This window comes from Thermus sp. (assembly GCF_039793865.1).
In the GTDB taxonomy this organism is placed as follows: domain Bacteria; phylum Deinococcota; class Deinococci; order Deinococcales; family Thermaceae; genus Thermus.
In genome coordinates this window covers 1-26,332 of the sequence record NZ_JBAMMI010000044.1, presented here as the reverse complement: position 1 = coordinate 26,332, position 26,332 = coordinate 1, and the positions used below count along the sequence as shown (strand labels likewise).

The following is a 26,332-nucleotide window of genomic DNA, read 5'->3' as shown; positions in this document are numbered from 1 at the left end:
CAAACCCCCAAGGGAAGGGGGGTTAGGCTAGAATGTGGGTAGAGGGGAGCATGAACAGGTACGACGACCGCGCCAGGCTGGTTTTCCACTACGCAAGGGAGGAGGGGAGCCGCTTAGGCCACTCCATGATCGGCCCGGAGCACCTCCTCCTGGGCCTGATGCGCGAGGGGGGCACGGCGGCCCGCATCCTCCAGGAGTACGGGGCGAGCCTCGAGGCCATGCGCCGCATGGTGGAGGAGCTGGTGGGCCGGGGCGAGGGGAGCCGCACCGGGGAGCCCCCCGCCATCACCCCGAGGGCGAGGCGGGTGATGGAGCTCGCCAGCGCCGAGGCCCGCAACATGGGGGCCCAGGTGATCGGCACGGAACACATCCTCCTGGGCATCATCCGCGAGGGGGACGGGATCGCCTACCGCATCCTCAGCCACTTCGCCAAGGACGTGGACGCCATCCGCTGGCGCATCCTCTCCATGGCCGAGGGGCGCGAGCGGGAGAAGCCGGTGAACACCCCCTTCCTGGACGAGTACGGCCGCGACCTCACCAAGGAGGCCCGGGAGGGGAGGCTGGACCCGGTGATCGGCAGGCAGGAGGAGATCAACCGGGTGATCCAGATCCTGGCCCGCCGCACCAAGAACAACCCCGTGCTCATCGGCGACCCCGGGGTGGGCAAGACGGCCATCGTGGAGGGGCTGGCCCAGGCCATCGTGGAGGGGCGGGTCCCCCCCATCCTCAAGGGGGCCCGGGTGGTGGCCATTGACCTCGCCGGGGTGGTGGCGGGGACCAAGTACCGGGGCGAGTTTGAGGAGCGCCTGCGCCAGATCATCGAGGAGCTCAAGAACGCCAAGGTCATCGCCTTCATCGACGAGCTCCACACCCTGATCGGGGCGGGCGGGGCCGAGGGCACCCTGGACGCCGCCAACATCCTGAAGCCCGCCCTGGCCCGGGGGGAGATCCAGGTCATCGGGGCCACCACCACCGGGGAGTACCACCGCTACATAGAAAAAGACGCCGCCTTAGAGCGGCGCTTCCAGCCGGTGATCGTCCTCGAGCCCTCCCCGGAGGAGACCCTGGAGATCCTAAAGGGCCTCCGCCCCCGCTACGAGGCCCACCACGGGGTGATCATCCCCGACGAGATCCTGGAGCTTTCGGTGAAGATCGGCATCCGCTCCCTCCCTGGGCGCAACTTCCCCGACAAGGCCATTGACCTCATTGACGAGGCGGCCTCGAGGGTGCGCCTCAACGCCTCCTTGGGCCTCCCCGTGGCGGAGGAGGAGGACGGCACCCCCATCGTCACCCGGGAGGACATAGAGGCGGTGGTGGACTCCTGGGGCGGGGTCTACGTGGACGACAAGGACGACGAGAAGCTCATGCGCCTGGAGGAGGAGCTAAGGAAGCGGGTGGTGGGCCAGGAGGAGGCCATCCGCGCCCTGGCGAGCGCCCTCCGCCGGGCCCGGGTGGGCCTCGGCGGGAGGACCCGGGTGGCGGCGAGCTTCCTCTTCGTGGGCCAAAGCGGGGTGGGCAAGACCCAGCTCGCCAAGGCCCTGGCCGAGGTCCTCTTCGGCTCGGAGAGGCCCCTCATCCGCTTTGACATGTCCGAGTTCCAGGAGCCCCACTCCATCTCCAAGCTCATCGGCGCCCCGCCGGGGTACGTGGGCTACGAGCAGGGGGGCCGCCTCACCGAGGCCGTGCGGCGCCAGCCCTTCAGCGTGGTCCTCCTGGACGAGATTGAGAAGGCCCACCCCGACGTCTACAACACCTTCCTGCAGGTGCTGGACGAGGGCCGCCTCACCGACGGCATGGGGCGCACCGTGGACTTCCGCCGGGTGATCCTCATCATGACCTCCAACACCGGCTACAACGTGGGCCCCGCCATCGGCTTCACCTCCAAGGAGGTGGACACGGAGTCCCCCTTGAAGGCCCTCTTCACCCCCGAGTTCCTGGACCGGCTGGACGAGGTCATCCGCTTCCGCCCCCTCACCGAGGAGGAGCTGGTGCAGGTGGCCCGGCTCATGCTGGAGGAGATCCAGAAGGAGCTGAAGAGCCGAGACATAGAGGTGACCTTCGCCCCCGAGGTGGCCCGCTTCGTGGTGGACCAGGCCCCGAAGACGGGGAGCGCCCGGGCCATCCGGGGGGTCATCCGCGAGCGCATCGAAGACCCCCTGTCCCTGGCCCTCCTCAAGAAGCCGGCGGGCCGCCTCTACGTGAGCGTGGAGGACGGGCACCTGGCCTTCCACGAGGTGGAGGAGTTCCTGGTGTGAAGCACCCCCCGGCGTGAGGAGGCAGGAGAAGGCCAGCTACGTCTGCGTGGAGTGCGGCTACCGCACCCCGAAGCCCCTGGGGCGGTGCCCCGGGTGCGGGGCTTGGGGGAGCTTCCAGGAGGCCGCCCTGGAACCTCCCCGCAAGGAGGCGCCGGGACGCCCGGCCGCCCTCCTTCCCCTCTCCCAGGTGGACGAGAGGGAGGAGCGCCGTTTCTCCTCGGGGCTTGCCGAGGTGGACCGGGTGCTGGGCGGGGGGTTCGTGCCGGGGGAGGTGGTCCTCCTGGGCGGGGAGCCCGGGGTGGGCAAGAGCACCCTCCTCCTGGAGATGGCCCGGCGCATGCCGGAGCGGGTCTACTACCTGGCCGGGGAGGAGTCCCCGGCCCAGATCAAGCTCCGGGCCCGGCGCCTGGGGGTGAAGGACCTCCTGCTCCTCCGGGAGACCCGCTTGGAACCCCTCCTCCACCTCCTGGAGCAGAAGCCTCCCGAGGCCCTATTTGTGGACTCTATCCAGACCATAGAGGCCGGAGGAAGCCCCGGGAGCCTGGTGGTGGTGCGGGAGGCCACCCAGGCCTTCGTGCGCTTCGCCAAGGAGAGCGGGGCCGCGGTGGTCCTGGTGGGGCACGTGACCAAGGAGGGGGTGGTGGCGGGGCCCAAGAGCGTGGAGCACGCTGTGGACGCCACCCTCTACCTGGAGACCGCCGGGGTCTACCGGGTCTTAAGGAGCGCCAAGAACCGCTTCGGCCCCGTGGGGGAGCTCGGGGTCTTCCGCATGGAGGAGGAGGGGCTCCTGGAGGTGAAGAACCCCTCGGAGGCCTTCCTTTTGGAGCGACCTTTGGGGGTTCCGGGGAGCGCCATCGCCTTAGCCCTGGCCGGGGAGCGGGCCTTGGCCCTCGAGGTCCAGGCCCTGGCCGCCAAGACCCCCTTCCCCGCCCCCCGCCGGGTGGTCCAGGGGCTGGAGGCTAGGCGGGTGGACATGGTCCTGGCGGTGCTGGAGAGGCGGCTCGGCCTGCCCCTGGCCAGCCTGGACGTCTACGTGAACCTGGCCGGGGGGCTTAAGGTGCTGGACCCGGGGCTGGACCTGGCCGTGGCCCTGGCGGTGTACTCTGCGGTGGTGGGAAAGCCCCTGCCCCAGGACCTGGCGGCCGTGGGGGAGGTGGGGCTTCTGGGAGAGGTGCGGAGCGTGGTGAGCCTGGAGAGGCGGCTTCGGGAGGGGGAGCGGGCGGGGTTTTCCCGCTTTCTGCACCCCGGCAACACCCGGAGCCTGAAAGAAGCGGTGGAGCGGTACCTGGGATGAACGGGCGTTTTCTCCTCTACCTCCTCTTCGCCTTCTTGGGCTACCAGGGGGCGGTGGCCCTGGAGGGCCTGGGCCTCCTCCCCCGTTCCGCCGGCTTCCTCTCCCTGAACCGGCTCTACCTGGCCGGGGCGGGCTTCCTGAGCGGGGTCCTCCTGGCCCCTAGATTGGAAATCTTCCTGGAAAAGCGCCTCGCCCGCCTGCGGGAGCTTCCCCCCGAAGTCTCGGTGGCCCTCACCCTGGGGGCCACCCTGGGCCTCCTCTTCACCGTGCTTCTCACCAGCCTCCTCTCCCAGGTGCCGGGCTTCAGCCCCTACCACAGCCTCCTTCTGGCCCTCTTCCTGGTGGGCCTCTTCGCCTACCTGGCCCTGGGGTACAAGGAGTACCTCCGCCCCCCCCAAAGGGAGCGCCGCCCAAATGGGGGCAAGGTGCTGGACACCAGCGTCCTGGTGGACGGGCGCCTCGCGGAGGTGGCGGCCACGGGCTTCCTGGAAGGCCCCCTTTACGTTCCCCACTTCATCCTCACCGAGCTCCAGCACTTCGCCGACAGCCCCGACCCCCTCAAGCGGGCCAAGGGCAGGCGGGGCCTCGAGGCCCTGGAGAGGCTTAAAGAGCACCTGCCCCTGGAGGTCCTCGAGGAGGCCCCCAAGGGGGAGAGCGTGGATGAGAAGCTCCTCTTCCTGGCCCGGGAGCTCGGGGCCGCCCTGATCACCAACGACCTCGCCCTCCTGCAGATGGCCCGCATCTACGGGGTGAAGGCCCTCTCCGTGCAGGCCCTGGCCCAGGCCCTAAGGCCCCAGCTCCAGGTGGGGGACACCCTGAAGCTCCTCATCCTCAAAGAGGGCAAAGAGCCCCACCAGGGGGTGGGCTACCTGGAGGACGGCTCCATGGTGGTGGTGGACGGGGGCATCCGCTACCGGGGCCAGGAGGTGGAGGTGGTCATCACCCAGGCCATCCAGACCCAGGTGGGCCGCCTCTTCTTCGCCCGGCCCGCCGCGGAGACCTGAAGGTATAATGCCTCCTGGCCTTGGCCGAGGAGGTGGAGCTTGAACCTGCACGAGTATCAAGCCAAGGAGATCCTGGCCCGCTACGGGGTGCCGGTGCCGCCGGGCAAGGTGGCCTACACCCCCGAGGAGGTAAAAAGGATCGCCCAGGAGTTCGGCAAGCGGGTGGTCATCAAGGCCCAGGTGCACGTGGGGGGGAGAGGCAAGGCGGGGGGAGTGAAGCTCGCCGACACCCCGGAGGAGGCCTACGAGAAGGCGAAGGCCATCCTGGGCATGAACATCAAGGGCCTCACCGTGAAGAAGGTCCTGGTGGCCGAGGCGGTGGACATCGCCAAGGAGTACTACGCCGGCCTCATCCTGGACCGCGCCAAGAAGCGGGTGGTCCTCATGCTCTCCAAGGAGGGGGGGGTGGACATCGAGGAGGTGGCCGCGGAGCGCCCGGAGGCCATCCACAAGTTCTGGATAGACCCCCACAAGGGCTTCCGCCCCTTTGAGGCCCGGGAGATGGTGAAGCGGGCGGGGCTCGAGGGCAACCCCAACAAGATCGCCCAGGTCCTGGTGGCCCTCTACCGGGCCTACGAGGGGGTGGACGCCTCCATCGCCGAGATCAACCCCCTGGTGGTGACCACGGAGGGCGGGATCGTGGCCGCCGACGCCAAGATCGTCCTGGACGACAACGCCCTCTTCCGCCACCCCGACCTCGCGGAGCTCCGGGAGGTGGAGGCCGAGCACCCCCTGGAGGTGGAGGCCAGCAACTACGGCTTCGCCTACGTGAAGCTTTCCGGCAACATCGGCATCATCGGCAACGGGGCGGGCCTCGTGATGTACACCCTGGACCTGGTGAACCGGGTGGGGGGCAGGCCCGCCAACTTCCTGGACATCGGCGGTGGGGCCAAGGCGGACGTGGTCTACAACGCCCTCAAGGTGGTCCTCAAGGACCCCGACGTCAAGGGGGTCTTCATCAACATCTTCGGCGGCATCACCCGGGCGGACGAGGTGGCCAAGGGGGTGATCCGGGCCCTGGAGGAGGGCCTCCTCACCAAGCCCGTGGTCATGCGGGTGGCGGGCACCGCCGAGGAGGAGGCCAAGAAGCTTTTGGAGGGGAAGCCCGTCTACATGTACCCCACGTCCCTCGAGGCGGCCAAGGCCATCGTGGCCATGGTGGGAGGTGCGGCGTGATCCTGGTGAACCGCGAGACCCGGGTCCTGGTCCAGGGCATCACCGGCCGGGAGGGGCAGTTCCACACCCAGCAGATGCTTGCCTACGGCACCAAGATCGTGGCGGGCGTCACCCCGGGGAAAGGGGGCACCGAGGTCCTAGGGGTCCCCGTCTACGACACGGTGAAGGAGGCGGTGGCCCACCACGCCATAGACGCCTCCATCATCTTCGTCCCCGCCCCCATGGCGGCGGACGCCGCCCTGGAAGCGGCCCACGCCGGGGTTCCCCTCATCGTCCTCATCACCGAGGGCATCCCCACCCTGGACATGGTGCGGGCGGTGGAGGAGATCAAGGCCCTGGGAAGCCGCCTCATCGGGGGAAACTGCCCGGGGATCATCAGCGCCGAGGAGACCAAGATCGGCATCATGCCGGGCCACGTCTTCAAGCGGGGGAAGGTGGGCCTCATCAGCCGCTCCGGCACCCTCACCTACGAGGCGGCGGCCGCCCTTTCGGAGGCGGGGCTTGGCACCACCACCACCGTGGGCATCGGGGGCGACCCCGTGATCGGCACCACCTTCAAGGACCTCCTCCCCCTCTTCAACGAGGACCCGGAGACCGAGGCCGTGGTCCTGATTGGGGAGATCGGCGGCTCCGACGAGGAGGAGGCGGCGGCCTGGGTGAAGGCCCACATGAAGAAGCCCGTGGTGGGCTTCATCGGAGGGCGCTCCGCCCCTAAGGGCAAGCGCATGGGCCACGCCGGGGCCATCATCATGGGCAACGTGGGCACCCCGGAGTCCAAGCTCAAGGCCTTCGCCGAGGCGGGCATCCCCGTGGCCGACACCATTGACGAGATCGTGGAGCTGGTGAAAAAGGCCCTGGGCTAAACGGGCTCTCTAGGGCCATGGCCTCATCCCCGACCCGTCTCCTCGGCCATGGCCCTAAGCCTCGCCCCGTGCTCCGGGGAGAGCTCCCCCGGAAGGAGCCGCCAGGCCCAGTTCCCCGAGGGCCTTCCCGGGTAGTTCATCCGGGCCTCGCTGCCCAGGGCCAGGACATCCTGCACCGGGTAGACGGCGAGCCGGGCCACGGAGGCCATGCCCAGGCGCATCAGGGCCCAGGGCACCTCCTCCTCCCCCTGGAAGAAAATCCCCCAGTCCCTAAGGTAGCGCTCCAGGAAGGCCCGCTCATGGGGCGTGGCCGTGCGGTACCAGCCCAGGGTGGTGTCGTTGTCGTGGGTGCCGGTGTAGACCACCACCCGGCCGTGGGCGGGGTAGTTGTGGGGGAGGAAGGGGTTTTCCATCCCGTCGTCAAAGGCGAACTGCAGGACCTTCATCCCCGGGAGGCCGAAGCGGTCGCGCAGGGCCTCCACCTCAGGGGTGATCACCCCGAGGTCCTCGGCGAGGATGGGGACCTCGCCGAAGACCTCCTGGATCCTTTGGAAGAGCTTCTCCCCCGGGGCCTTAACCCAGCGCCCCTCCACCGCCGTGGGGCAGCTTGCGGGAATCTCCCAGTAGGCCTCAAAGCCGCGGAAGTGGTCCACGCGCACCAGGTGGAAGAGCTCCAAGGCCTTTTCCAGGCGGCGGATCCAGAAGGAGAACCCCTCCCGCTCCAAAACCTCCCAGCGGTAGAGGGGGTTCCCCCAGCGCTGGCCCGTCTCCGAGAAGTAATCGGGGGGCACCCCGGCCACCACCGTGGGGCGGCCCTCCTCGTCCAGGTGAAACCACTCGGGGTGGGCCCAGACCTCGGCGGAGTCCTCGGCCACGAAGATGGGCATGTCCCCGATGACCCTTATCCCCAAAGCCTCGGCCTCCGCTTTCAGGGCCCCCCACTGGCGGAAGAAGAGCCACTGGGTGAAGGCGTGGAAGGCCACCTCCTCGGCCAAGGCCCGCTCCGCCTCCCTTAAGGCCTTCTCCTCCCGCTTCCTCAGGGGAAGGGGCCACCGGTTCCAGGGAAGCCCCCCGTGCGCCTCCTTGAGGGCCATGAAGAGGGCGTAGTCCTGAAGCCACCAGGCCTCCCGTTCCCGGAAGGCGGCGAACGCCTCCCGCTCCTCCGGGGAGGCCTTTTCCTTGAAGCCCTGGAAGGCCGCCTTCAGGGCGGGCCACTTCCAGGCGTAGAGGAGGCCGTAGTCCACCCGACCTTGGGGGAAGCCGGGGTCCTCGAGGCCCATGAAGCCCCGCTCCGAGAGGGGCCTGAGGTCTATGAGGTAAGGGTTTCCGGCGAAGGCGCTGAAGGACTGGTAGGGGGAGTCCCCATACCCCGTGGGGCCCAGGGGGAGGACCTGCCAGTACCGCCCCCCCGCCTCCCCTAAAAAGCGAAGGAAGTCCCGGGCCTCCTCGCCCAGGACGCCGATGCCATAGGGGCCGGGGAGGCTCGTGGGGTGGAGGAGGAGGCCGTAGGCGCGGGGAAGCTCCATGGGGGAAGTATACCCCGGCGCTGGAAGAGCTTCCACAACCTTCGGGCACCCAAGTGCTCGCACCTTGGCTTTGCCACACGGGATGCCCGTGCTTGGGCTGTGGGAAAGCTCTTTTGGGGCCCCCACCGCGGCTTTTGCCGCGGTGGGGTACTTAGCCCACCTTGTTCCCCTTCTCGTCGTAGGTGTAAAAGCCCCGGCCCGACTTCCTTCCCAAAAGCCCCGCCTGGACCATGCGGCGGAGGAGGGGCGAGGGCCGGTACTTGTCGTCGCCGAAGCCTTTGTGGAGAACCTCCATGATGGCGAGGCAGGTGTCCAGGCCGATGAAGTCGGCGAGCTCCAAGGGCCCCATGGGGTGGTTCATCCCAAGGCGCATGATGCCGTCAATGGCCTCCTTGGTGGCGACCCCCTCGCGGAGGGCCTCCACAGCCTCGTTGATCATGGGCATGAGGAGGCGGTTGGAGATGAAGCCGGGGTAGTCCTGGACCTCCAGGGGGGTCTTCCCCATGCGCCTCGCCACCTCCACCACGGCGTCCCGGGTGGCCTCGGAGGTGAGCTCCCCCCGGATCACCTCCACGAGCTGCATGAGGGGGACGGGGTTGAAGAAGTGCATGCCGATGAAGCGCTCCGGCCGCCCCGAGGAGCGGGCGAGGGCGGTGATGGGGATGGAAGAGGTGTTGCTGGCGAGGATGGCCTCGGGCTTGGCCAGGGCCCCCAGGCGCTCAAAGAGCCGCCGCTTCTCCCCCTCGTCCTCCACGATGGCCTCCACGATGAGGTCGGCGTCCTTCAGGTCCTCGAGGCTCAGGCTCGTGCGGATGCGCCCGAGGGCCAGGTCGTGGGCCTCCTGGGTGATCTTTCCCTTCTCCAGGAACTTGCCCAAAGAGCGCCTTATGGCGGAAAGGCCCCTTTCCAGGAAGCCCTCCGCCACGTCCACCAGGACCACCTCGTAGCCCGCGCTCGCCGCCACCTGGGCGATGCCGCTGCCCATCTGCCCCGCGCCCACCACGCCGATGCGCTTGACCTCCATGGCGTTCACCCCGGCCCATTCTACGCCCGGAGGTTCACCAGGAGGACCCCGAGGAGGGCGAGGCCCCCGCCCAGGAGGGAAAGGGGGGAGGGCACCTCCCCAAGCCACAGGTAGGCGATGAAGAGGGCGAGGACCGGGGAGAGGTAGAGGAAGGAGGAGAGGCGGGAGGCCGGGGTGCGGGAAAGGGCGTAGGTCCAGGTGAGGTAGGCGAAGGCCCCGGGGAAGACCCCGAGGTACAAGGCGGAGAGGAGGGCGGGCCTGGGGGCCGTCCCGATGGCCTCGGGAAGCCCGGGGAGGAAGACGAGGAGGGGCAGGGTGCCGAGAAGCAGGGTGTAGACGGTCATCTCCTCGCTCCGGTAGCGGCCGAAGAGGGGCTTTTGCAGGACGAAGTAGAGGGAGGTGGAGAGGGCGGCGAGGAGGACGAGGAAGGCCCCCGGGCTAAGCCCCACTCCGCCCCCCTCCCCGAAGGCGATGAGGGCGGAGCCCAGGAAGGCGAGGCCGAAGCCCAAAACCCCCCGCCTCCCGAGCCTTTCCCCCAGGAAAAGGTGGGAGAGGAGGGCGGTAAAGACCGGCCCCGTGGCGATGAGGAGGCTCGCCGCCCCCGCGCTCACCCAAAGCTCCCCGTAGACCAGGGCGGTGTGGTAGACGGTGATGCCCAAGAACCCCAGGAGGAAAAGGCGGGGAAGGTCCTCCCGCCTCGGGGGAGAAAGCCCCCTCAAGAGGGCGTAGAGGAGGAGGACGGCCCCCGCCACCAGGAAGCGGAGGAGGACGAGGTGGCCGGGCGCAAGGCCCATAAGCCCCGCCCGGATCCCGGCGAAGGCGCTCGCCCAGAAGAGGATGGTGAGGAGGGCCGCCCCTAGGGCCCTAGGCTCCATGGGGGAGGACCAGGTAGTAAAGCCCCTTCTCCAGGAGGCCCCGCTCCAAAAGGGCGTTCACCTCCCGGGCCGTCACCCTTCGCACCCTGGCCTTCACCTCCTCCAAGGAGAGGTAGCGCCCGGTGTAGAGGTACTCCATCCCCAGGTGGAAAAGCCGCTGCATGGGGGTCTCCCCGGCGAAGACCAGGCCCGTGGCGAGGGGGGTCTTGGCCCTTTCCACCTCCTCCTCCGTGACCCCCTCCTGGAGAAGGCGGTCAAGCTCCTCCTTAAGGGCAAGGAGCACCGCCTCCTTGTGGGCGGGGTCCGCCTGGACGTAGGCGTGGAAGACCCCGGCCCGGTCGGCCTCCTCGTGCCCGAAGGAGGCGGCCTCGGCGAGGCCTTGGTCCACCAGGGCGAAGTGGAGCCTTCCCGAGCCCTCCTCCCCCAGGAGGTGGGCGAGGACCTGGGCCGCAAAGCGGGCCTCCTCCTGGTAGGCGACCCCCGGGAAGAGGGCCACCAGGTAGAGGGCCCGGGCCTTCTCGTAGGGGCGCTCCTCCACCCCGAAGCCGGGCTTTAGGGGCGGGTAGGCCCTTTCCGCCTCGCCTTCGGGCCAGCCCTCGGTGAGGCGCTCGGCCTCGGCGAGGAGGCGGTCAAAGTCCACCTTCCCCGTGGCGGCGAGGACCATGTTCTTGGGCAGGTAGCGCTTCCCGTGGTAGGCCGCCATCCTCTCCCGGGCGAGGGCGGCAATGCTCTCCCGTGTCCCCAGGACACTATTCCCCAAGGGGTGCTCCTGGAAGAAGCGGTCCCGGGCCCATTCATAAGCCATGTAGCCCGGGCGGTCCTGGTAGCGGGCGATCTCCTCCAGGATCACCTTCTTCTCCGTCTGGAAGTCCTCCTCCCGAAGGGCGGGGCGCAGGAGCTTGGAGAAGAGGCCAAGGAGGTCTTGGGCGAACTCGGGGAGGACCGCCCCGTAGTAGACCGTGGCTTCCTCGGAGGTGAAGGCGTTGTACTGGGCCCCCATCCGGTCAAAGGCCCGGTTCACGGAGAGGGCGTCCATGTCCTCGGGGCCCTTGAAGACCATGTGCTCTAGGAAGTGGCTCACCCCGCTCTCCTCCTTGGCCTCGTCCCGGGCCCCCGTCTTCACGAAGTAGCCCAGGGCCACGCTTCGCGCCCCCGGGACCACCTCGGCGATGACCCGAAGGCCGTTTTTGAGCTCGGCTTCCCTAAACATCCTCCACCTCTCCCAAAAGGCCCACCCAGGGGTTTTGGTAGGGATGGGCCCTGAGGAAAGCGTTCACCGCCTCCAGGCTCGTCCCCTCAATGGCGGCCTCAATCTCGGAAAGGGAGCGCACCCTCCCCAGCATGTAGAGGTCCCGGGCCATGGAGGCGGCGCGGCTCCTAATGGACTCGTCCGCCATCACCAAGGCGGTCTTCAGGCCCACCTTGGCCCGGGAAAGCTCCTCCTCCGTGACCCCCTCGGCCAGGCGCTCCACCTCGGCGCGCATCACCTTCAGGGTCTCCCCCGCCCGCTCCTTGGTGGTCCCGGCGTAGGCCATGAGGAGGCCCTGGCCCCTTACCCCTGCGGGGAAGGCCGAGACGGCGTAGACCAGACCCCGCTTCTCCCTAACCTCGGTGAAGAGGCGGCTAGACATCCCCCCGGAGAGGACCTCCAGGGCGAGCCTTGCGGCGTAGAAGCCCGAGTCCTCGGGGCCCACGTCGGGGTAGGCGAGGCCGATCTGCACCTGGGCCGTGGGCCTTTGGAGGGCGAAGCGGTGGGGCTCGGAAAGCTCCGGGCGGGGGTAGGGAGCCTCCTCCCCCTCCCAGGCGAGGAAGGGCTCTAGGGCCTCGCGAAGCCTCTCCCAGGAAACCCCCCCGGCCACGGCGAGGATGGCCCCTTTGGGGGTGTAGCGCCTCCGGTAGTCCGACTTGAGGGCCTCGGCCCCCGCCCCCTTCAGGTCCTCCTCCCGGCCCAGGGGCTCCCGCCCGTGGGGGGAGCGGAAGACCTGGCGGCGAAGCTCAGAAAGGAGCTTCCTCGCGGGCTGGTCCTCCAGGGAGAGGAGAGCCTGGAGGGCCACGGAGCGCACCTGCTCCAAGCCCTCCTCGGGAAGGCGGGGCCTCGTGAGGAGGAGGGCGTAGAGGCGGAAGACCTCCTCCAGGACCTCGGGGAGGAAGGCGGCGGAAAAGCCGGTGTACTCCAGGCCCGCCCCGCTACTCCGCCTGACCCCGAGGGCGTCCAGGGCCTGGGCCAGGGCCCTCGCGTCCAGGTCCCCCGCCCCCTTCCAGAGCCACCCCTCGAGGAGGGCGGCCGCCCCCTCCATCCCCTCGGGGTCGTTCACCGCCCCCGCGGGGACCAGAAGCTGGAAGGCGACCCCGGGGAAGTCCCGCTCCTCCAGGGCCACCACCAGGCCGTTGGGTAGGCGCTCCACGCGGCTCACAGGCCTAAGGGTATCATGGAAGGCGTGACGGAAGGGGAGCTCAAGGCCAGGCTCCTCAAGCCCCTTCTCCGGGAACTCCAGGACGGGGCCAGGGACCGGGTGGTGGTGGGGGGCCTCGAGGCCCTGGTGCAAAACCTCGCCCGCCCCTTCCCCGAGCTCCTGGCGCTCTTCCGGGGCTACGGGGGAAAGCCCCAGGAAGAGCGGAAGCGGGTTTTGCAGGAAGCCCTCCGCCTCCTAAAGGACCAAGAGCCCTCCCCTCGAGGCCAGGCCCAGGCCTCCTCCGAGAGGCTTAGCCCCGCCGATCCCGCCCACCTCCTCGCCCCCCCGCAAAGCCGGAGGAAGCTCGCCGAGCTCGGCCTGCGCACGGTGCGGGACGTGCTCCACCACTACCCCCGGCGCTACGAGGACCGGAGGGCCCTCCCGGGGGTGCGCTTCCTGGAGGAGGGAGAGAAGGCCACCCTGGCCGTGAAGGTCCTGGCCAAGGAGCTCTTAAGGACCCCCAAGAAGGGGATGCAGCTCGTCCAGGTGAAGGCCCAGGACGCCTGGGGGTGGCGCCTCACCCTGGTCTGGTTCAACCAGACCTGGGTCCTCTCCCAGGTGGAGGTGGGGAGCACCCTCATCGTCACGGGCCGGGTGCAGCGCCGGGGCGGGGTGCAGCTTCTGGTGGAGCACTTTGAGGACGAGGGCACCGAGTCCCTCTCCACCGGGCGGATCGTCCCCATCTACCCCGCCAAGGAGGGGGTAAGCCAGGCCTTCCTCCGCCGCACCGTCCACAAGGCCCTGGAGGAGGCCCTCCCCCTCCCCGACCCCCTCGAGGCCTACCGGGAGGGCCTCGGCCTCATGCCCTACAGCGAGGCCCTAAAGGCCATCCACTTCCCCGAAAGCGAGGAGGCCTTAAAGCGCGCCCTCCTCCGCCTCAAGTTTGACGAGTACCTCCTCTTAGAGCTCAAGGCCCTCCTCGAGGCGGGAGGGGCGGTGCTGGGCCGGAGCTTCCGGGTGGAGGAGGCCTGGGTGGAGGCCTTCAAAAAGGCCCTCCCCTTCCCCCTCACCAAGGCCCAGGAGCGGGTCATGGGGGAGATCGCCAAGGACATGCAAAGCCCCCGCCAGATGGCCCGCCTCCTCCAGGGGGACGTGGGCTCGGGGAAGACCGTGGTGGCGGCTTTCGCCCTCTTCCTCGCGGCCAAGAACGGGGCCCAGGGGGCCCTCATGGCCCCCACGGAGATCCTGGCCAAGCAGCACTACCAGAACCTCGCCCGCTACCTCTTTCCCCTGGGGGTCCGGGTGGAGCTCCTTTTGGGCTCCATGACGGCCAAGGAGAAGGAGGCCGCCACGGCCCGCCTCCTCTCGGGAGAGGCCCAGGTGGCCGTGGGCACCCACGCCCTCATCCAGGAGGGGGTGGGCTTTAGGGACCTCGGCCTCGCCGTGGTGGACGAGGAGCACCGCTTCGGGGTCCTCCAGCGGCGGGCCCTCCTCAAGCTGGCCAAGACGCCCCCCGACGTCCTCGTCATGTCCGCCACCCCCATCCCCCGCTCCCTGGCCCTAACCCTCTACGGGGACCTGGAGGTGAGCGTCCTGGACGAGATGCCCCCGGGCCGCGCCCCGGTGAAGACCAAGGTCCTCCCCCACCGCCTCCGCCTCCAGGCCTACGCCTTCGCCCGGGAGGAGGTGAGGAAGGGCCACCAGGTCTTCGTGGTAGCCCCGGCCATTGAGGAGAGCGAGGAGCTGGACCTGAAGGCGGCCACGAGCCTCTACGAGGAGCTTAGAGGCCTCCTCCCCGGGGTGCGCCTCGCCCTCCTCCACGGCAAGATGCCCGCCCGGGAAAAGGACGAGGTCATGGAGGCCTTCCGGCGGGGGGACTACGACCTTCTGGTCTCCACCACCGTGGTGGAGGTGGGGGTGGACATCCCCAAGGCCACCCTCATCATCGTGGAAAACGCCGAGCGCTTCGGCCTCGCCCAGCTCCACCAGCTCAGGGGCCGGGTGGGCCGGGGAGGGCTTCAGGGCTACGCCATCTTCCTCGCGGGGGAGGCGGGCCAGAAGACCCTAAAGCGCCTGAAGATCCTGGAGGAGTCCACGGACGGCTTCTACATCGCCGAGATGGACCTGAAGCTTCGGGGCCCGGGGGAGCTTCGGGGCACAAGGCAGTCGGGCTACCCCGAGCTCAAGCTCGGCGACCTCGCCGAGGACACGGGGATCATTGAGCGGGCCCGAGAGCTGGCCAAGGCCATCGTGGAGAGGGACCCCACCCTGGACCTCCCCGAGCACCGGGCCCTCAGGGAGGAGCTCCGGGCCCAGTCGGAGCGGGTGGGCTTCCGGGAAGTCATCTGATGCGGGCCCTCCCCCACCCCCACTTCCCCGCCCTCTTCTCCGAGGGCGGGGCCCTAAGGGCCAAGGCCCTCCAGGACTACCTCCTCTCCCTAAGGGGGGTCTACGCCCGCTACGCCCCCCTCCCCCCGGTGCGCCTCTTCGTCCTCTCGGAGAGGGACTGGCGGGCGAGGCTTCCCTACCCCTACGGCCTCCCCTTCCAGCACGCGGGGCCAGAGGGGCTTGCCGTCTACGCCCCCCTCACCTACCCCGAAAGGCTCCTCCACCGCCTGAGGGAGGTCCTTCTCCCCTTGGGGCCGCCCCCCGGGGAGCTTGCCGCCTTCTTGGACCTCAACCTGGGCCATGAATACGCCCACGCCGTGCAGGTGGCCTGGGGGCTCCGCACGGGGGCCCGGTGGCTGGACGAGTTCGTGGCCAACTACCTCTTCCTCCTGGGGCTCCAAAGGGCCCGACCAGACCTTGCGGAGACCCTCCTCGCCTTTAGCCGGTACCTCGCCCGGCTCGCCCCGGAGAAAAGGCGGCTTTCCGACTACGAGCGGCGCCGGGGGGGCCTCGAGGGCGCCCTCTGGTTCCAGGCCCGGTTCACCCTAGAGGCCGAAACCCTCCTCAGGCGAGACGGGGACCTCCTCCTCAGGAAGATGCTGGAGGCGGCCCCCCTGGACCGCAAGCGGGGGCACCGCCTCCTGGTGGAGCTCTACCCGGAGCTTAGGGACTGGTTCCGGGGCTTCGGCCTCAAGGGCCCACCCGGGGCGGGGTCTTCCCCTCGGCCAGGGCCTTGAGCCACTCCAGGAAGCCCACCTCCCCCACCTTTAGGGTGTAGAGCTCGGGCCGGGGGAGGATGCAGTGCTGGCTCCCCGGGGCGAGGTAGTAGGTGTAGTTGACCTCCCCGGCCGGGGCCAGGACGGCCTTCCTCGCCTCCTCGGCCCACTCCCGGGCCGTGGCCTCGCTGGGGGCGGCCTCCTTCTTCATGAGGGCGTAGAAGGAGATCTGGGTCCCGTCCAGAAGGGTGGTGTACTGGGCGAGGACCGCCCTCGGGTAGGCCTGGGCCAGGGCGCGGTAGACCTCCCACATCCTGGGGGGCGAGGAGAGGCCCGGAAGCTCGGGGAGGCGGGGCTTCCAGGCGGCAAAGCCCGGGAAGTCCCCCGTGACCACGCCCACCCCGGCGTCGCCGCAGACCGCGATCTGGGCGTTTTTGTAGGTGGCGAGGACCTTGTCCGCCCAAAGCACCGCCCCGTAGGCCCCGGCGCTGCACCCGGTGACGAAGACCCGCTCGGGGTTCGGGTAGTTGCGGAAGGCGTACTCCAGGGCGGCCTCGGCGTTCTGGGCCCCCTGGTGGTGGACCTTGAAGCCCCCGTAGTCCACCGTGGCCCGGCCCACGTGGAGGTCCCCCGTGCAGTAGGGGACGAAGACATGGGTCCAGCCGAAGAAGGGGTTGGCGGCGGTCATCCGGTTGTAGATGCCCTGGGCGAGGAGGAGCTCCTGCACGTCCACCCGCTTGCGGTAGGTAGGGTTTTGGGGGTTGCAGGTGGCCGGATCCCAGCAGGCCCCGCCCCCCTGGAAGTCCAGGACCACCTTTTTGGGGTCCCCGGGGCTCACGTAGAAGCGGTAGGGGGAGCCGTCCGCGCAGACCCCGCCCGGCACCTCCACCGCCTTCCAGAAGGCCTCGAGGCCCTGGGCCAGGACCAGGGCGAAGAGGAGAACCAGGGCGATAAGCCGCTTCATCCTTTCACCTCCGCTGCCATTTTAAGAAGATTCTTATACCAGGTCAAGAAAAAGCCCCGGGGTGGATTCCCCGGGGTCCCGTGGAACCCTCCTCAGAAAACGGCCTTGCGGAGGATATCCGTCACCGAAACGATGCCCAGGACCTCTCCCTGGATCACCGGGGCACGGCGGATGCCGGTGTTGGCGAAGAGGCGGGCCACGTACTCCACCCCCAGGTCCGGGTTCACGGTGATGACCGGCTTGGTCATGATCTCGTGGACCTGGACGGTGCTCGGGTCCTTGCCGTAGGCGATGACCTTGTAGACGATATCCGTCTCGGTGACGATGCCGTAGGCGTCCTCCTCGTGGCGGCGGTCCACGATGAGGGCCCTAAGGCCCGTCTCCTTCATGAGGTTGACGGCCTCCCTCACCGTAGCCGAGCCTTGGATCATAACCACCTCGGTGGACATGATGTCCTTGGCCTTTTTCACGACGCACCTCCTCGCCCGTGAGCCGTGGAAAGGACTTGTGGGCGAAGAAAAGGATACCTCCTCGGGGTAGGGGCCCGCCAGGGACAAACGCCCCGGGTCTAGACCCACTCCACCCGGCTTCCCGAGGGGTGCTTGCGCACCCGGAGGCGGGCGGGAAGCCTTTCCGCCAGGGCCTCCACGTGGGTCACGATGCCCACGAGCCGCCCCCGGGTGGGAAGGGCTTCGAGGATCCCCGCCACCCCCTCCAGGGCCTCGGGGTCCAGGGTGCCGAAGCCCTCGTCCAGGAAAAGCGCCCCGAGGCGCCCCCGGGAAAGCTCCTCCGAGAGGGCCAGGGCCAAGGCGAGGCTCGCCAGGAAGCTCTCCCCGCCGGAGAGGGTCTTCACCGGGCGCTCGGCCTCGGTCCAGAGGTCCAGGACCCTGTACTCGTCTTCCTGAACCCTCAGGCGGTACCGCCCTCCGGAAAGGGTGGAAAGAAGCCCATCGGCCCGCTCCACCAGGTGCCGCTGCCTGAAGCCCAGGAGGTAGGCGGGGAAGTTGTTTCCCTGGAGATCCCAGGCGAGCTTTTCCCAAAGGGCCACCTCCTTCCCCACCTCCGCCAGGCGGGCCTCGAGGTCCCGCTTTCGCCTGAGGTCTTCCCGCAGGCTTTCCACCCGGGCCTCCTTGGCCCCCATCTCCCTGCCCAGCTCTTGGAGCCTCTCCTCCACCGCCCGAAGGCCCTCCCGGAACTCCCTCACCCGGGCCTCGGCCTCGGCGAGGGAGAGGGGGGGGAGGTGGGAGAGCTTCCTTAAGTTGATCTCCACCTCGGCCCACTCCTTCTCGTGGGCCTGGACCTTCTTCTCCAGCGCCTCTTTGGCCCCGGGAGAGAGGGCGAGGGCCTTGGCCTCCTCCTCGGGCATGAGGCCCTGCACGGAAGCCCGGGCCTCCTCCAGGGCCTGGGCCTGCGTCTCCTTTTGCGCCCGAAGGCCGGAGAGGGCGCTTTGGACCCGGTGGAGGGCTTCCTCCAAGTCCTTTAGCCTCTTCTCCTTGGCCTCCAAGTCCTTGACCTTGGCCTCCAAGTCCCTCAGGTACCGCTCCACCCCCAGGCCGCCGGTCTTCCCCTCCAGATACCCGTAAAGCCCCGCCGCCAGGCTGGCCTTCTCCTCCTGGAGGGCGGAAAGCCTCCTTTCCACCTCTTCCAGGGGGCCAAGGCCCTCCACCCGCTTCCTTAGGTCCTGGACCGCCTCCGCCAGGACCTGCACCTGGCCCCTCTTTTCCTTGTAGGCCTCCCGTAAGGCGGCAAGCCGTTCCTCCGCCTCCTTCAGTTTCCCTTCCAGGGCCTTGGGGTCCCCGGGGAGGGGTTCGGGCCGGACCCCTCCCAGCCTCTCTTCCAAGGACTCCTTCTCGGCGAGGAGCGCGCCCCGCCCGCGCTCCACCTCCCCAAGGCGCTCCGAAAGCCGCTTCCTCTCCCCCTCCAGGTCCTTGGGAGAGGGCCTCTCCGGGAGGCGGTGGACCACCCCGCCGCAGAGGGGGCAGGGCTCCCCGGGGCGGAGGAGGTCGTGGTAGGCGAGAAGCCCCAGGCGGCGCTCCTCCTCCCTCAGGGCCTCCAGGGCCTCCCGCAGGGCCCCTTCCTCCCCCTCCAAGGCGGCGAGGGCCGCCTCCACCTGGGCCAGGCGGTGGGCCAAGGCCCCCTTAAGGCGGGCCCTTAGGCCCTCCACCTCTTCGCGCTGGGCCTTGCCCTCCTCCTCCAGCCTTTCCAGGGCTTCCAGGGTCTCCTTCAAGGCCTCCTCCCGCTCGGCGAGACGCCGGAGCTCCTGCAAGGAGGCCTGCAGACTGGCCTCCTTCTCCAGAAGGGCCTCCAGGGCCAGGGGGTCCAGGCGGGGAGAGGGGTGGCGGGGTGGGCCTCCCGGGAAGGAGGGGGCCACCCGCTTCCAGAGGCCCTCGAGGCCCTTGAGCTCCTGGTCCTGGCGAAGCCTCTCCCGGGCCTCCTCCAAGGCCTGGGGGTCAAAGGCCAGGGCCTGGACCTGGGCCCTCAGGTTCTCCAGGCTCCTTTCGGCCTTGGCTATCTCCTCCTCGGTCTTCCGCAGGGCCTCCGCCCATCTGCGGTACCGCTCCCAAAGGGGCAGGGCCCGCGCCGCCTCCTCGGACCGGGCCAGGCGGCGGCGGAGGGTTTCTATCTCCTCGGACTCGGCCTCGAGGCGGGCCCTTCGCGCCTCCAGCTGGGATTTTTCCCGGATTTTCTCCAGAAGGGCCTCCGCCTCCTCGAGGGCCCTTTTCCTTTCCTTTCTCTCCCGCTGCAGGCGGTCTTCCTCCTGCCTCAGGACCTCCAGCTCCCCTTCCAAGGCCTCCAGGGCCTCCTGCGTGGCCCCGGCCAGGGAGGAAAGCTCCCCCTCCAGGCGGTCCCTTTCCCCCTTTAGCCGGTCCCGCTCATGGACGGCCTTCTCCTTGGCCCTCTCCAGGCGCGAGAGCTCAAAGAGGTCCATGAGGAGCTGCCGCCTTTCCTTGGCCTCCCCCTTGAGGAAGCGGTCAAACTCCCCCTGGGGCAGGAGGAGGGCCCGGGTGAAGGCCTCGTAGGAGAGGCCGAGAAGCCCTTCCAGGGCGCGGTTCACGTCCTCCAGGGTCTCCAGGGGAAGGAGCCTCTCCACCGTCCCCAGCTCAAAAAGCCGGGCCTCGCTCTTTTTCCCGCGCACCCTCTCCACCCGGTAGAGCCTTTCCCCCACGGCGAAGGTGAGGCGCACCCGGGCCTCGCTCCGGGCGGGGTGGACGAGGTCTTTGACGTTCCGCCCCACCCGGGGGACCCGCCCGTAAAGGGCGAAGGCGATGGCGTCCAAGAGGGTGCTCTTCCCGCTTCCCGTGGGGCCGGTGATGGCGAAGAGCTCCACCTCGGAGAAGTCCACCTCCTGCTTGTCCCGGTAGGGGCCGAAGCCCTCAAGCTCCAGCTTCCAAGGCCTCACGCTCCACCTCCCGCAGCACCTCCCCGAAACGGGCGAGGAGGGCCTCCTCCTTGCGGTTCCGCTCCTCCAGGTAGCGGCCGTAGGCCTCCACCAGGCCGAGCTCGGGGCCTTCCTCCCCCCTGGCCTCCGCCCCCTCCGAAAGGGCCTCGAGGGCCAGGAGATGGGGAAGGGCCCGGTAGAACCGCTCCTTCTCCGCCGGGGAAAGCCTCCCCTCCACCAGCAGGCGCAGGTAGCCGGGAAAGCGCTCCAGCTCGCCCATCCTCCCGTCCAGCTCCTCCTTCTTCAGGCGATAGGTCCTGAGGGGCTTCCCCCAGCGCTCCCTTATGGGGTGGACCCGGGGAGGCCCCGAGGGGGGAAGCTCCACCAGAAGCGCCCCCCGCTCCGCCTCCTCCCCCTCGCCGAAGTCCAGCTGGACCAGGCTCCCCGGGTACCAGGCCACGGGAGCCTCCGAGACCTGCTGCTGGCGGTGGATGTGCCCCAGGGCCAGGTAGCGGGCCCCCAAGGGGAGGGCCGAGGGGGGCACGGCGTAGCTCCCGGCCAGGTGGAAGTAGAACTCCCCACCCCCGGGCCGCACCCCCTCCAGGGCGAAGTGGGCCAACATCAGGGGGCTTTCCAGGTTGGCCAGGACCCGGCGCATGGCCTCGGCGTAGGTGCGGTGCCGTTCCTCCGCCTCCTGCCACACCCGCTTCACCAAGACCCTCTCGGACACGAAGGGGAGGAGGGCCGCGCTTAGCCCCCGGGTCTTTACCACCCCTCCCTCCTCCCGAAAGAGGGGCCTTCCCCGCACCACCGCCCCCGCCAGGGCGAGAAGGGGGGAGAGGGCCTCGAGGCGCTCCTTGGGGTCGTGGTTCCCGGCGATGACCAAAGCGGGCACCTCAAGCTCCCTGAGGCGCAGGAAGAACTCCACGGCGTAGGCCTCGGCCTCGGCGGAAACCTGGGGCCGGTCAAAGAGGTCCCCCGCCACCACCACCAGTTCCACCCGCTCCTTGTGAACGATCTCCAGAAGACCCTTCAGGGCCTCCCCGATCTCGGGGGTGCGGTCTATGCCCTTCAACACCTTTCCCAAATGCCAGTCCGCGGTATGCAATAAGCGCACGCCCCCATTGTAGGCGCTTATCCCACCCAACCTCCCGGGCCTCGTCCTGGGCGAAGGGTCGCCAGGTTAAGTACCCCACCGCGGCTTTTGCCGCGGTGGGGGCCCCAAAAGAGCTTTCCCGCGGCCAAAGCTTGGGCATCCCTTGTTACAAAGCCAAGGTGCGGGCACTTAGTGAACGTGCCCCTGGTCTTCTGGGGCCTCACCCCTCCCCCCCTGGAAGAACCAGGCCGCCACCAGGGTGGTGAGGGGGACCGCCAGGAGAAGCCCCAAGGAGCCCAGGACCATGGCGGCGATCTCGGAGGCGAAGGGCTCGGTGTTCAGGAGGAAGCGAAGAGGGGTGGGGTCCTTGGTGAGGAGGAGGAAGAGGGGCAAGGAGCCCGCGGCGTAGGCCAGGACCAGGGTGTTCACCAGGCTTCCGATGTGGTCGTAGCCCACCTCCATCCCCCTCCGGTAGAGCTCCCAAAGGCCGTAGCGGGGGTTGGCGTGGCTTAGCGCCTGGACCACCGCCGCCTGGGTCACGCTCACGTCCGTGAGGGCCCCCAGGGCCCCCACCACCACCCCGGCCAGGAAGAGGGAGAGGAGGTCCACCCCGCCCCACTGGCGGAGGAGGAGGGCCTCCTCCGAGGCCAGCCCGGTGAAGCCCATGGCCCGCACGAAGAAGGCGGCGAGGAGGAGCACGAAGGCCACGGCCCCCAGGACGCCGAGAAGGGCCGCCGTGGTCTTGCGGTTCACCCCGTGGACCAGGTAGACGGAAAAAAGGAGCACCCCCAGGCTCCCTAGAAGGGCAACAAGCAAGGGGTTTCCCCCGGAGGCCACCTTGGGCACCACGAGGTAGACCACCACCAGGAGGCTAAGGAAGGTACCGAGAAGCCCCCGCACCCCCTTGGCCCGGCCCAAAAGGGCCGCCATCAGGGCGAAAAGGCCAAGAAGCGCAAGGAGCCAGGGCGTCCGGTCGGGCTCGCTCACGTAAAGCCGCTCCCCCTCCCGGTACAGGACCACCCCCATCCCCACCCGAAACCCCCCTCCATCGGTGGGCAAGAGGGCTTCCCTCACCTCCCCTTGGACCCTGACCTGGGCCACGCCCCGCTCCAGGTCCAGGCCGAGGATGCGCCCCAGGAGGTACTCCCCGGACTCCTGGGCCAAGGCGGGCAGGAGCCAAAGGCATAGGAATAAGGCCATGAGGGAGCGCATGAGGCCACTCTATCCCAAGAGGATGAAAATTTCTTTTCAGATGGGTATCCTTGGAGCATGAAGCGCTCCACCCGGCAGCGGCGGGCCATCCGGGAGGTCTTCCTCGAGGCGGACCGCCCCCTCTCCCCCCAGGAGGTGCTGGAGCTCGCCCGCAGGAAGGTGCCCTCCCTGGGCCTGGCCACCGTTTACCGCAACCTCAAAAGCCTCCAGGAGGAAGGCTTTCTGGTGCCCGTAGCGCTCCCAGGGGAGCCCCCGAGGTACGAGCGGGCGGGCCAGGCCCACCACCACCACTTCCTCTGCCGGGTCTGCGGCCGGGTGTACGAGCTTTTGGGATGCGACCTGGGCCTCACCCACCTACCCCCCGGCTTCCTGGCCGAGGCCCACGAGGTCACGGTCTACGGCCGCTGCCCCGGGTGCTACTCCCAGGAGGGGTAGAGGGCGAGGGGCTTGGTCCAGCGCACCTCCTCGAGGGCCCCGTCAAAGCGCAAGATGGCCGCCAGGCGGGCCCGGGAGTAGACCCGGTAGGGGTCCTTGGGGATGAAGGCGGTGACGATGTCCACCTGGCGGGGCGTGGCGTACTCCAAGACCACGTGCAGGGGAAGCCGGAGCCTCGGGGGAAAGACCATGTAGCCCAGGACGAGCATCCTCTGGTCCTCGGGGTAGATGGCGAGCTCCCTCCCCCACTCCAGGGCCCGGAGGACGTCCAGCTCGGTGAAGCCCTCCTGGAGCATGTGCCGGGCCACGTGGGGGCCCAGGCGGTAGCGCCCCTCCCTGAGGTGGGGAAGGAGGTCCGGGAGGCGGCGGAGGCGGGGCTTTTTCAAGGGAACCACCCCCTTACGCCCCAGTCTAGGGGGAAGCCCCCGCGGGAATGTGCCTACCGCCCCATGGCAGGGCGCCCGCATGGGAGCCGAGAGCGCCCGTCTACCGGTAAGGCCCCAAGGCCCCGGGGTCCCTGACGGCGATAAAGGCGCCGTAGACCTGGCTCGCTCCCGCCCTCTCAAGAGCCTCCTTCGCCCTTAGGAAGGTAGCCCCGCTGGTGAGCACATCGTCCACCAAAAGCCAGGCTCCCTCCACCCTTAGGGCGGGGGCGAAGAGGTTCCCGGGGAGCTTCCCGCGGGCCCGGCCCCGGGTGGGCTGGCTTGGGGCATAGCGCACCCGGCGCAGGGCCCTCCGGTAGGGAAGGCCGAGGAGGCGGGCCACCTCCCGGGCGAGGAGCTCGGGGGGGTTGTAGCCCCGGAGGAGAAGCCTAGGGAGAAGGGTGGGCACCGCCGCAACCCCCTGGAGGGCCCAGCCCGCCTCCCGCACCCCTTCGGCCAGGGGAGCCGCGAGGAGGGGGGCGAGGCCGAAGCGTCGGCCGTACTTCAGGGCACGGGCAAGCCCCCCTACCCGGCCGTAGAGCCCGAGGTAGACCAAGTCCCCCGCCACCTGGGCCCGAAGGCCCGCGCGGCACCCGGAGCAGAGGAGAGGCCGGTCCAGCCTCCCCCCGCACCCCGGGCAGGCGTGGCCCAAAAGCCCCTCAAGAAAGGCCCAGGGCATCCCGTAGCGCCTCGTCAAAGGGGGGATAGAGGACCCCCTTCTCCGTGACGATGCCGGTGAGGTAGCGGTGGGGGGTCAGGTCAAAGGCCGGGTGGTAGGCGGGAAAGCCCGGGGGGGCGAGGCGCACCCCCTTTAGCTCCAGGACCTCCTCGGGGGGGCGCTCCTCAATGGGGATGCCCTCCCCGCTTGGGAGGCTTGGGTCCACGGAGGAAAGGGGCAGGGCGGCGTAGAAGGGAATGCCGTGGTGGTGGGCCAGGACCGCCAGGGCGTAGGTGCCGATCTTGTTGGCGAAGTCCCCGTTTAGGGCCATGCGGTCCACCCCCACGATGACGGCGTCCACCTGGCCCCGCTGCATGAGAAACCCCGCCATGTTGTCGGCGATGAGGGTGGCGGGGACCCCCGCCTTCATGAGCTCAAAGGCGGTGAGGCGGGCCCCCTGGAGGTAGGGCCTGGTCTCGTCCACCCAGACGTGGGTGACCCGCCCCTGGCGGTGGGCCTCGAGGATGGCCCCCAGGGCGGTGCCGAAGCCCCCCGTGGCCAAGGGCCCCGTGTTGCAGTGGGTGAGGACCTGGCCCCTTAAGAGCCTCGCCCCGTGCTGGCTTATAGCCCGCTCGGTCTCCTCCACCTCGCGCCAGAGGGCCTTGGCCTCCTTTAGGCTTCCCCTTAGGTCCCCGAGGTGGGGGCGCATCCTCTTTAGGGCGTGGAAGAGGTTCACCGCCGTGGGACGGCTTTGCCTAAGGAGGCGCTCGGCCTCCTCCAGGTCCTCCCCTCGGAGGTGGGCGAGCACCATGCCGAAGGCCGCCGAAACCCCGATGGCCGGAGCCCCCCGCACCACCATGGCCCGGATGGCCTCGGCCATCTCCTTGGCGGTGCGCACCGGCACCCAGACCTCCTCCAGGGGAAGCCGCCTCTGGTCTAAAAGCCAGAAGACCCCCTCTTTCTCGTCAAAGCGGAAGGGCAGGACCCGCTCCACGAGGCCCAGTCTACGCCAGGCGGAGCACCCGGTCGTCCCCGGGGCGCACCCTTCCCCTTCCGTCCCGGTTGGAGGTGGTGAGGTAGAGGGCCCCGTCCTTGCCCACCTGGACCTCCCGGAGGCGGCCGAAGCCCGAGAGGGCCACCTCCACCCGCGAAACCCGCCAGCGCCCCCTTTCCCCTTCCAGCACGAGCCTGAGGAGAGCCTCCCCCCGGAGGCCCGCCACGTAGAGGTCCCCCCGGAAGAAGGCCAGGTTCCCCGGGGGGAAGCCCTCGGGCCACACGTAGAGGGGGTCCCGGTAGCGGGGGTCGTTCCCCCTCCCCACCACCCTCGGCCAGCCGTAGTTCCCCCCGGGGACGATCAGGTTCACCTCATCCTGGCCAAGGCCCTGCTCCCCGCTCGGCCCGTGCTCGCTCAGGAAGAGCTCCCCCGTCTTGGGGTGCCAGGCGAGGCCCTGGGGGTTCCGGTGGCCCAGGCTGTAGATCTCGGGCCTGGCTCCCTTCTGGCCCAGAAAGGGGTTCCCCGGGGCAGGCTCCCCCTCCGGGGTAAGGCGGAGGACCTTCCCCCCCAAGGAGGCCAGGTCCTGGGCGAGCTCCCGCTCGTAGACCTCCCCCGTGGTCACGTAGAGCATGCCGTCGGGGCCGAAGGCGATCCGGCCCCCCGAGTGGAGGCCGTGGGGCCGGGCGGGGATCCCGTCCAGGACCACCCGGTCCAGGACCCCCCGCTCCCCCAGATGCCTCAGGCGCACCACCTGGTTCCTCAGACCCCCCTCCTCCACCGTGCGGTAGGCGTAGACGTAGGGCGCCTCGGGAAACCGGGCGTGGAGGGCGAGGCCCAAAAGCCCGGACTCCCCCCGGGAGTAGACGGAAAGCTCGGCGTAGGTGGAAAGCCTCCCCTCGCGAAAGAGCCGGACCCTCCCGGGCCTCTCCGAGATGAGCATCCCCCCACCGGGCAGAAAGGCCAGGCCCCAGGGGACCTCGAGGCCCCCCACCACCTCTTCGGCCCTCAGCCCCTGGCCCCGGGAAAGCCCTAGGCCCAAAAGCCCCGCAAGAAGCCGCCTGCGGCTCAGCATGGTCCCTCCTTAAGGAGGAGGCTACCCCAAAGCGAGGCCCCGCCCCAAGGGCAGGGCCCACGTTCCCAAAGAAGGCTCCTAAGGCCTCACCGTTCCCGAAAGCCTCAAGAGGAACCGCTCCGTGCGGTAGCGCACCGTGGCCTCCTGGTTGCTGGTGGCGTCCCCGGAGATCCTGGCCCCCACGTAGAAGGTGCCCCTCTGCAAGGCTTGGACCTGGGCCGCCGTGGCCTGGGCCTGCCCCTCCACGCACACCCCCCCAGCGGAAAGACCCGAGACGTCCTCCGTGCCCTCGGCCAGCTTGTTGGCCTCCAGGAAGAGCGTTCCCGCATCCCCACCCAGGTAGGCGGTGTAGACCACGCTCCCTTGGAAGCTCGCCCCCGGGGTCCCCGAGGCGAAGCGCACCTTGTAGTCCAGGGCAACCCCCGTGAGGTTCAACCGGGGGTCGGGGGTGTACCGGATCTCCACGGGGCCCACCGTCTTGGGGTTGGGGCTAATGCCTCCCTGCCCCACCGTGAACGTGCCCGAGAGGTCCGCGTAGTTCAGGACGTTGACCTCGTACTGGACTTACGCGGTGTTGAAGATCCCC

Annotated in this window: 23 protein-coding genes; 8 read left to right on the top strand and 15 right to left on the bottom strand. The window is 69.3% G+C overall.

What is annotated here, in order from left to right:
• Positions 1 to 50: 50 nt before the first annotated feature.
• Genes ABJK26_RS04135 through sucD form a run of 5 tightly spaced genes read left to right on the top strand, consistent with a single transcriptional unit; the run spans position 51 to position 6,592 of the window.
• Entirely contained in the window at positions 51 to 2,255 is a 2,205-nt protein-coding gene (locus ABJK26_RS04135; RefSeq protein WP_347240972.1) for an ATP-dependent Clp protease ATP-binding subunit, read from the top strand.
• A gap of 13 nt (positions 2,256 to 2,268) precedes the next feature.
• On the top strand, positions 2,269 to 3,549 hold the full coding sequence (gene radA / locus ABJK26_RS04130) for a DNA repair protein RadA (protein ID WP_347240970.1): 1,281 nt from the start codon (positions 2,269 to 2,271) through the stop codon (positions 3,547 to 3,549).
• Entirely contained in the window at positions 3,546 to 4,553 is a 1,008-nt protein-coding gene (locus ABJK26_RS04125; protein ID WP_347240969.1) for a PIN domain-containing protein, read from the top strand. Before radA ends, ABJK26_RS04125 begins: the two co-directional genes overlap by 4 nt.
• A 39-nt stretch (positions 4,554 to 4,592) precedes the next feature.
• A complete protein-coding gene (sucC, locus tag ABJK26_RS04120; RefSeq protein WP_347240968.1) occupies positions 4,593 to 5,729 on the top strand; it encodes an ADP-forming succinate--CoA ligase subunit beta in 1,137 nt (378 codons plus the stop codon).
• On the top strand, positions 5,726 to 6,592 hold the full coding sequence (gene sucD, locus ABJK26_RS04115) for a succinate--CoA ligase subunit alpha (protein WP_347240967.1): 867 nt from the start codon (positions 5,726 to 5,728) through the stop codon (positions 6,590 to 6,592). The genes sucC and sucD overlap by 4 nt, the downstream gene beginning before the upstream one ends.
• A 23-nt stretch (positions 6,593 to 6,615) precedes the next feature.
• Here sucD and malQ read toward each other — a convergent pair whose 3' ends face one another.
• From malQ to ABJK26_RS04090, 5 genes are all read right to left on the bottom strand, one after another.
• Positions 6,616 to 8,118 carry a 4-alpha-glucanotransferase gene (gene malQ / locus ABJK26_RS04110; protein WP_347240966.1) on the bottom strand — a complete coding sequence of 501 codons (1,503 nt, stop codon included), beginning with the start codon at positions 8,116 to 8,118 and terminating at the stop codon, positions 6,616 to 6,618.
• Positions 8,119 to 8,269: 151 nt separating this feature from the next.
• The gene (locus ABJK26_RS04105) at positions 8,270 to 9,142 is read right to left on the bottom strand and encodes a 3-hydroxybutyryl-CoA dehydrogenase (protein ID WP_347240992.1); all 873 of its coding nucleotides are present in this window, start codon (positions 9,140 to 9,142) and stop codon (positions 8,270 to 8,272) included.
• A 20-nt stretch (positions 9,143 to 9,162) separates the two neighbouring features.
• The gene (locus ABJK26_RS04100) at positions 9,163 to 10,017 is read right to left on the bottom strand and encodes a DMT family transporter (RefSeq protein WP_347240965.1); all 855 of its coding nucleotides are present in this window, start codon (positions 10,015 to 10,017) and stop codon (positions 9,163 to 9,165) included.
• Positions 10,007 to 11,227: a pitrilysin family protein gene (locus ABJK26_RS04095; protein WP_347240964.1), complete on the bottom strand. Its 1,221-nt coding sequence runs from the start codon at positions 11,225 to 11,227 to the stop codon at positions 10,007 to 10,009. Before ABJK26_RS04095 ends, ABJK26_RS04100 begins: the two co-directional genes overlap by 11 nt.
• On the bottom strand, positions 11,220 to 12,431 hold the full coding sequence (locus ABJK26_RS04090; RefSeq protein ID WP_347240963.1) for a pitrilysin family protein: 1,212 nt from the start codon (positions 12,429 to 12,431) through the stop codon (positions 11,220 to 11,222). Before ABJK26_RS04090 ends, ABJK26_RS04095 begins: the two co-directional genes overlap by 8 nt.
• Positions 12,432 to 12,446: 15 nt before the next feature.
• On the opposite strand from ABJK26_RS04090, the gene recG reads away from it, so the two are divergent.
• Complete coding sequence (gene recG / locus ABJK26_RS04085) at positions 12,447 to 14,759, top strand: ATP-dependent DNA helicase RecG (RefSeq protein ID WP_347240962.1); 2,313 nt, start codon at positions 12,447 to 12,449, stop codon at positions 14,757 to 14,759.
• Positions 14,759 to 15,535 (top strand): hypothetical protein, encoded by a 777-nt coding sequence (locus ABJK26_RS04080; RefSeq protein ID WP_347240961.1) that lies wholly within the window; start codon positions 14,759 to 14,761, stop codon positions 15,533 to 15,535. Before recG ends, ABJK26_RS04080 begins: the two co-directional genes overlap by 1 nt.
• Here ABJK26_RS04080 and ABJK26_RS04075 read toward each other — a convergent pair.
• From ABJK26_RS04075 to ABJK26_RS04055, 5 genes are all read right to left on the bottom strand, one after another.
• Positions 15,489 to 16,478 carry a pectin acetylesterase-family hydrolase gene (locus tag ABJK26_RS04075; RefSeq protein ID WP_347240960.1) on the bottom strand — a complete coding sequence of 330 codons (990 nt, stop codon included), beginning with the start codon at positions 16,476 to 16,478 and terminating at the stop codon, positions 15,489 to 15,491. The two genes, ABJK26_RS04080 and ABJK26_RS04075, sit on opposite strands and share 47 nt — an antisense overlap.
• 92 nt (positions 16,479 to 16,570) lie before the next feature.
• Complete coding sequence (locus tag ABJK26_RS04070; RefSeq protein ID WP_347240959.1) at positions 16,571 to 16,948, bottom strand: CBS domain-containing protein; 378 nt, start codon at positions 16,946 to 16,948, stop codon at positions 16,571 to 16,573.
• Between the two features lie 98 nt (positions 16,949 to 17,046).
• Complete coding sequence (locus ABJK26_RS04065) at positions 17,047 to 19,878, bottom strand: SMC family ATPase (protein WP_347240957.1); 2,832 nt, start codon at positions 19,876 to 19,878, stop codon at positions 17,047 to 17,049.
• A complete protein-coding gene (locus tag ABJK26_RS04060) occupies positions 19,853 to 20,974 on the bottom strand; it encodes an exonuclease SbcCD subunit D (RefSeq protein ID WP_347240955.1) in 1,122 nt (373 codons plus the stop codon). The genes ABJK26_RS04065 and ABJK26_RS04060 overlap by 26 nt, the downstream gene beginning before the upstream one ends.
• 168 nt (positions 20,975 to 21,142) lie before the next feature.
• Positions 21,143 to 22,165, bottom strand: coding sequence for a YibE/F family protein (locus tag ABJK26_RS04055; protein WP_347240954.1), 1,023 nt, complete (start codon positions 22,163 to 22,165; stop codon positions 21,143 to 21,145).
• A gap of 57 nt (positions 22,166 to 22,222) precedes the next feature.
• Here ABJK26_RS04055 and ABJK26_RS04050 point away from each other — a divergent pair, with 57 nt between their 5' ends.
• A complete protein-coding gene (locus ABJK26_RS04050) occupies positions 22,223 to 22,600 on the top strand; it encodes a transcriptional repressor (protein WP_347240953.1) in 378 nt (125 codons plus the stop codon).
• Here ABJK26_RS04050 and ABJK26_RS04045 read toward each other — a convergent pair.
• The 5 genes from ABJK26_RS04045 to ABJK26_RS04025 form a co-directional block, all read right to left on the bottom strand.
• On the bottom strand, positions 22,582 to 22,986 hold the full coding sequence (locus tag ABJK26_RS04045; RefSeq protein WP_347240952.1) for a DUF4258 domain-containing protein: 405 nt from the start codon (positions 22,984 to 22,986) through the stop codon (positions 22,582 to 22,584). The genes ABJK26_RS04050 and ABJK26_RS04045 overlap by 19 nt on opposite strands.
• A gap of 100 nt (positions 22,987 to 23,086) precedes the next feature.
• Complete coding sequence (locus ABJK26_RS04040) at positions 23,087 to 23,701, bottom strand: ComF family protein (RefSeq protein WP_347240951.1); 615 nt, start codon at positions 23,699 to 23,701, stop codon at positions 23,087 to 23,089.
• Positions 23,682 to 24,674, bottom strand: a complete 993-nt coding sequence (mtnA, locus tag ABJK26_RS04035; RefSeq protein ID WP_347240950.1) for an S-methyl-5-thioribose-1-phosphate isomerase — start codon at positions 24,672 to 24,674, stop codon at positions 23,682 to 23,684. The genes ABJK26_RS04040 and mtnA overlap by 20 nt, the downstream gene beginning before the upstream one ends.
• 10 nt (positions 24,675 to 24,684) lie before the next feature.
• Positions 24,685 to 25,746 carry a PQQ-dependent sugar dehydrogenase gene (locus ABJK26_RS04030; protein WP_347240949.1) on the bottom strand — a complete coding sequence of 354 codons (1,062 nt, stop codon included), beginning with the start codon at positions 25,744 to 25,746 and terminating at the stop codon, positions 24,685 to 24,687.
• 78 nt (positions 25,747 to 25,824) lie between these two features.
• On the bottom strand, positions 25,825 to 26,211 hold the full coding sequence (locus tag ABJK26_RS04025; protein ID WP_347240948.1) for a hypothetical protein: 387 nt from the start codon (positions 26,209 to 26,211) through the stop codon (positions 25,825 to 25,827).
• Positions 26,212 to 26,332 lie beyond the last annotated feature (121 nt).

Excerpts from the sequence above, each read along its gene's own strand:
- ABJK26_RS04080 (WP_347240961.1), top strand. The coding sequence starts at position 14,759 with ATGCGGGCCCTCCCCCACCCCCACTTCCCCGCCCTCTTCTCCGAGGGC.
- ABJK26_RS04095 (WP_347240964.1), bottom strand. The coding sequence starts at position 11,227 with ATGTTTAGGGAAGCCGAGCTCAAAAACGGCCTTCGGGTCATCGCCGAG.
- ABJK26_RS04040 (WP_347240951.1), bottom strand. The coding sequence starts at position 23,701 with ATGCCCTGGGCCTTTCTTGAGGGGCTTTTGGGCCACGCCTGCCCGGGG.
- malQ (WP_347240966.1), bottom strand. The coding sequence starts at position 8,118 with ATGGAGCTTCCCCGCGCCTACGGCCTCCTCCTCCACCCCACGAGCCTC.
- ABJK26_RS04030 (WP_347240949.1), bottom strand. The coding sequence starts at position 25,746 with ATGCTGAGCCGCAGGCGGCTTCTTGCGGGGCTTTTGGGCCTAGGGCTT.
- ABJK26_RS04050 (WP_347240953.1), top strand. The coding sequence starts at position 22,223 with ATGAAGCGCTCCACCCGGCAGCGGCGGGCCATCCGGGAGGTCTTCCTC.
- ABJK26_RS04055 (WP_347240954.1), bottom strand. The coding sequence starts at position 22,165 with ATGCGCTCCCTCATGGCCTTATTCCTATGCCTTTGGCTCCTGCCCGCC.
- ABJK26_RS04125 (WP_347240969.1), top strand. The coding sequence starts at position 3,546 with ATGAACGGGCGTTTTCTCCTCTACCTCCTCTTCGCCTTCTTGGGCTAC.
- ABJK26_RS04100 (WP_347240965.1), bottom strand. The coding sequence starts at position 10,017 with ATGGAGCCTAGGGCCCTAGGGGCGGCCCTCCTCACCATCCTCTTCTGG.
- ABJK26_RS04105 (WP_347240992.1), bottom strand. The coding sequence starts at position 9,142 with ATGGAGGTCAAGCGCATCGGCGTGGTGGGCGCGGGGCAGATGGGCAGC.
- ABJK26_RS04135 (WP_347240972.1), top strand. The coding sequence starts at position 51 with ATGAACAGGTACGACGACCGCGCCAGGCTGGTTTTCCACTACGCAAGG.
- recG (WP_347240962.1), top strand. The coding sequence starts at position 12,447 with ATGGAAGGCGTGACGGAAGGGGAGCTCAAGGCCAGGCTCCTCAAGCCC.
- ABJK26_RS04075 (WP_347240960.1), bottom strand. The coding sequence starts at position 16,478 with ATGAAGCGGCTTATCGCCCTGGTTCTCCTCTTCGCCCTGGTCCTGGCC.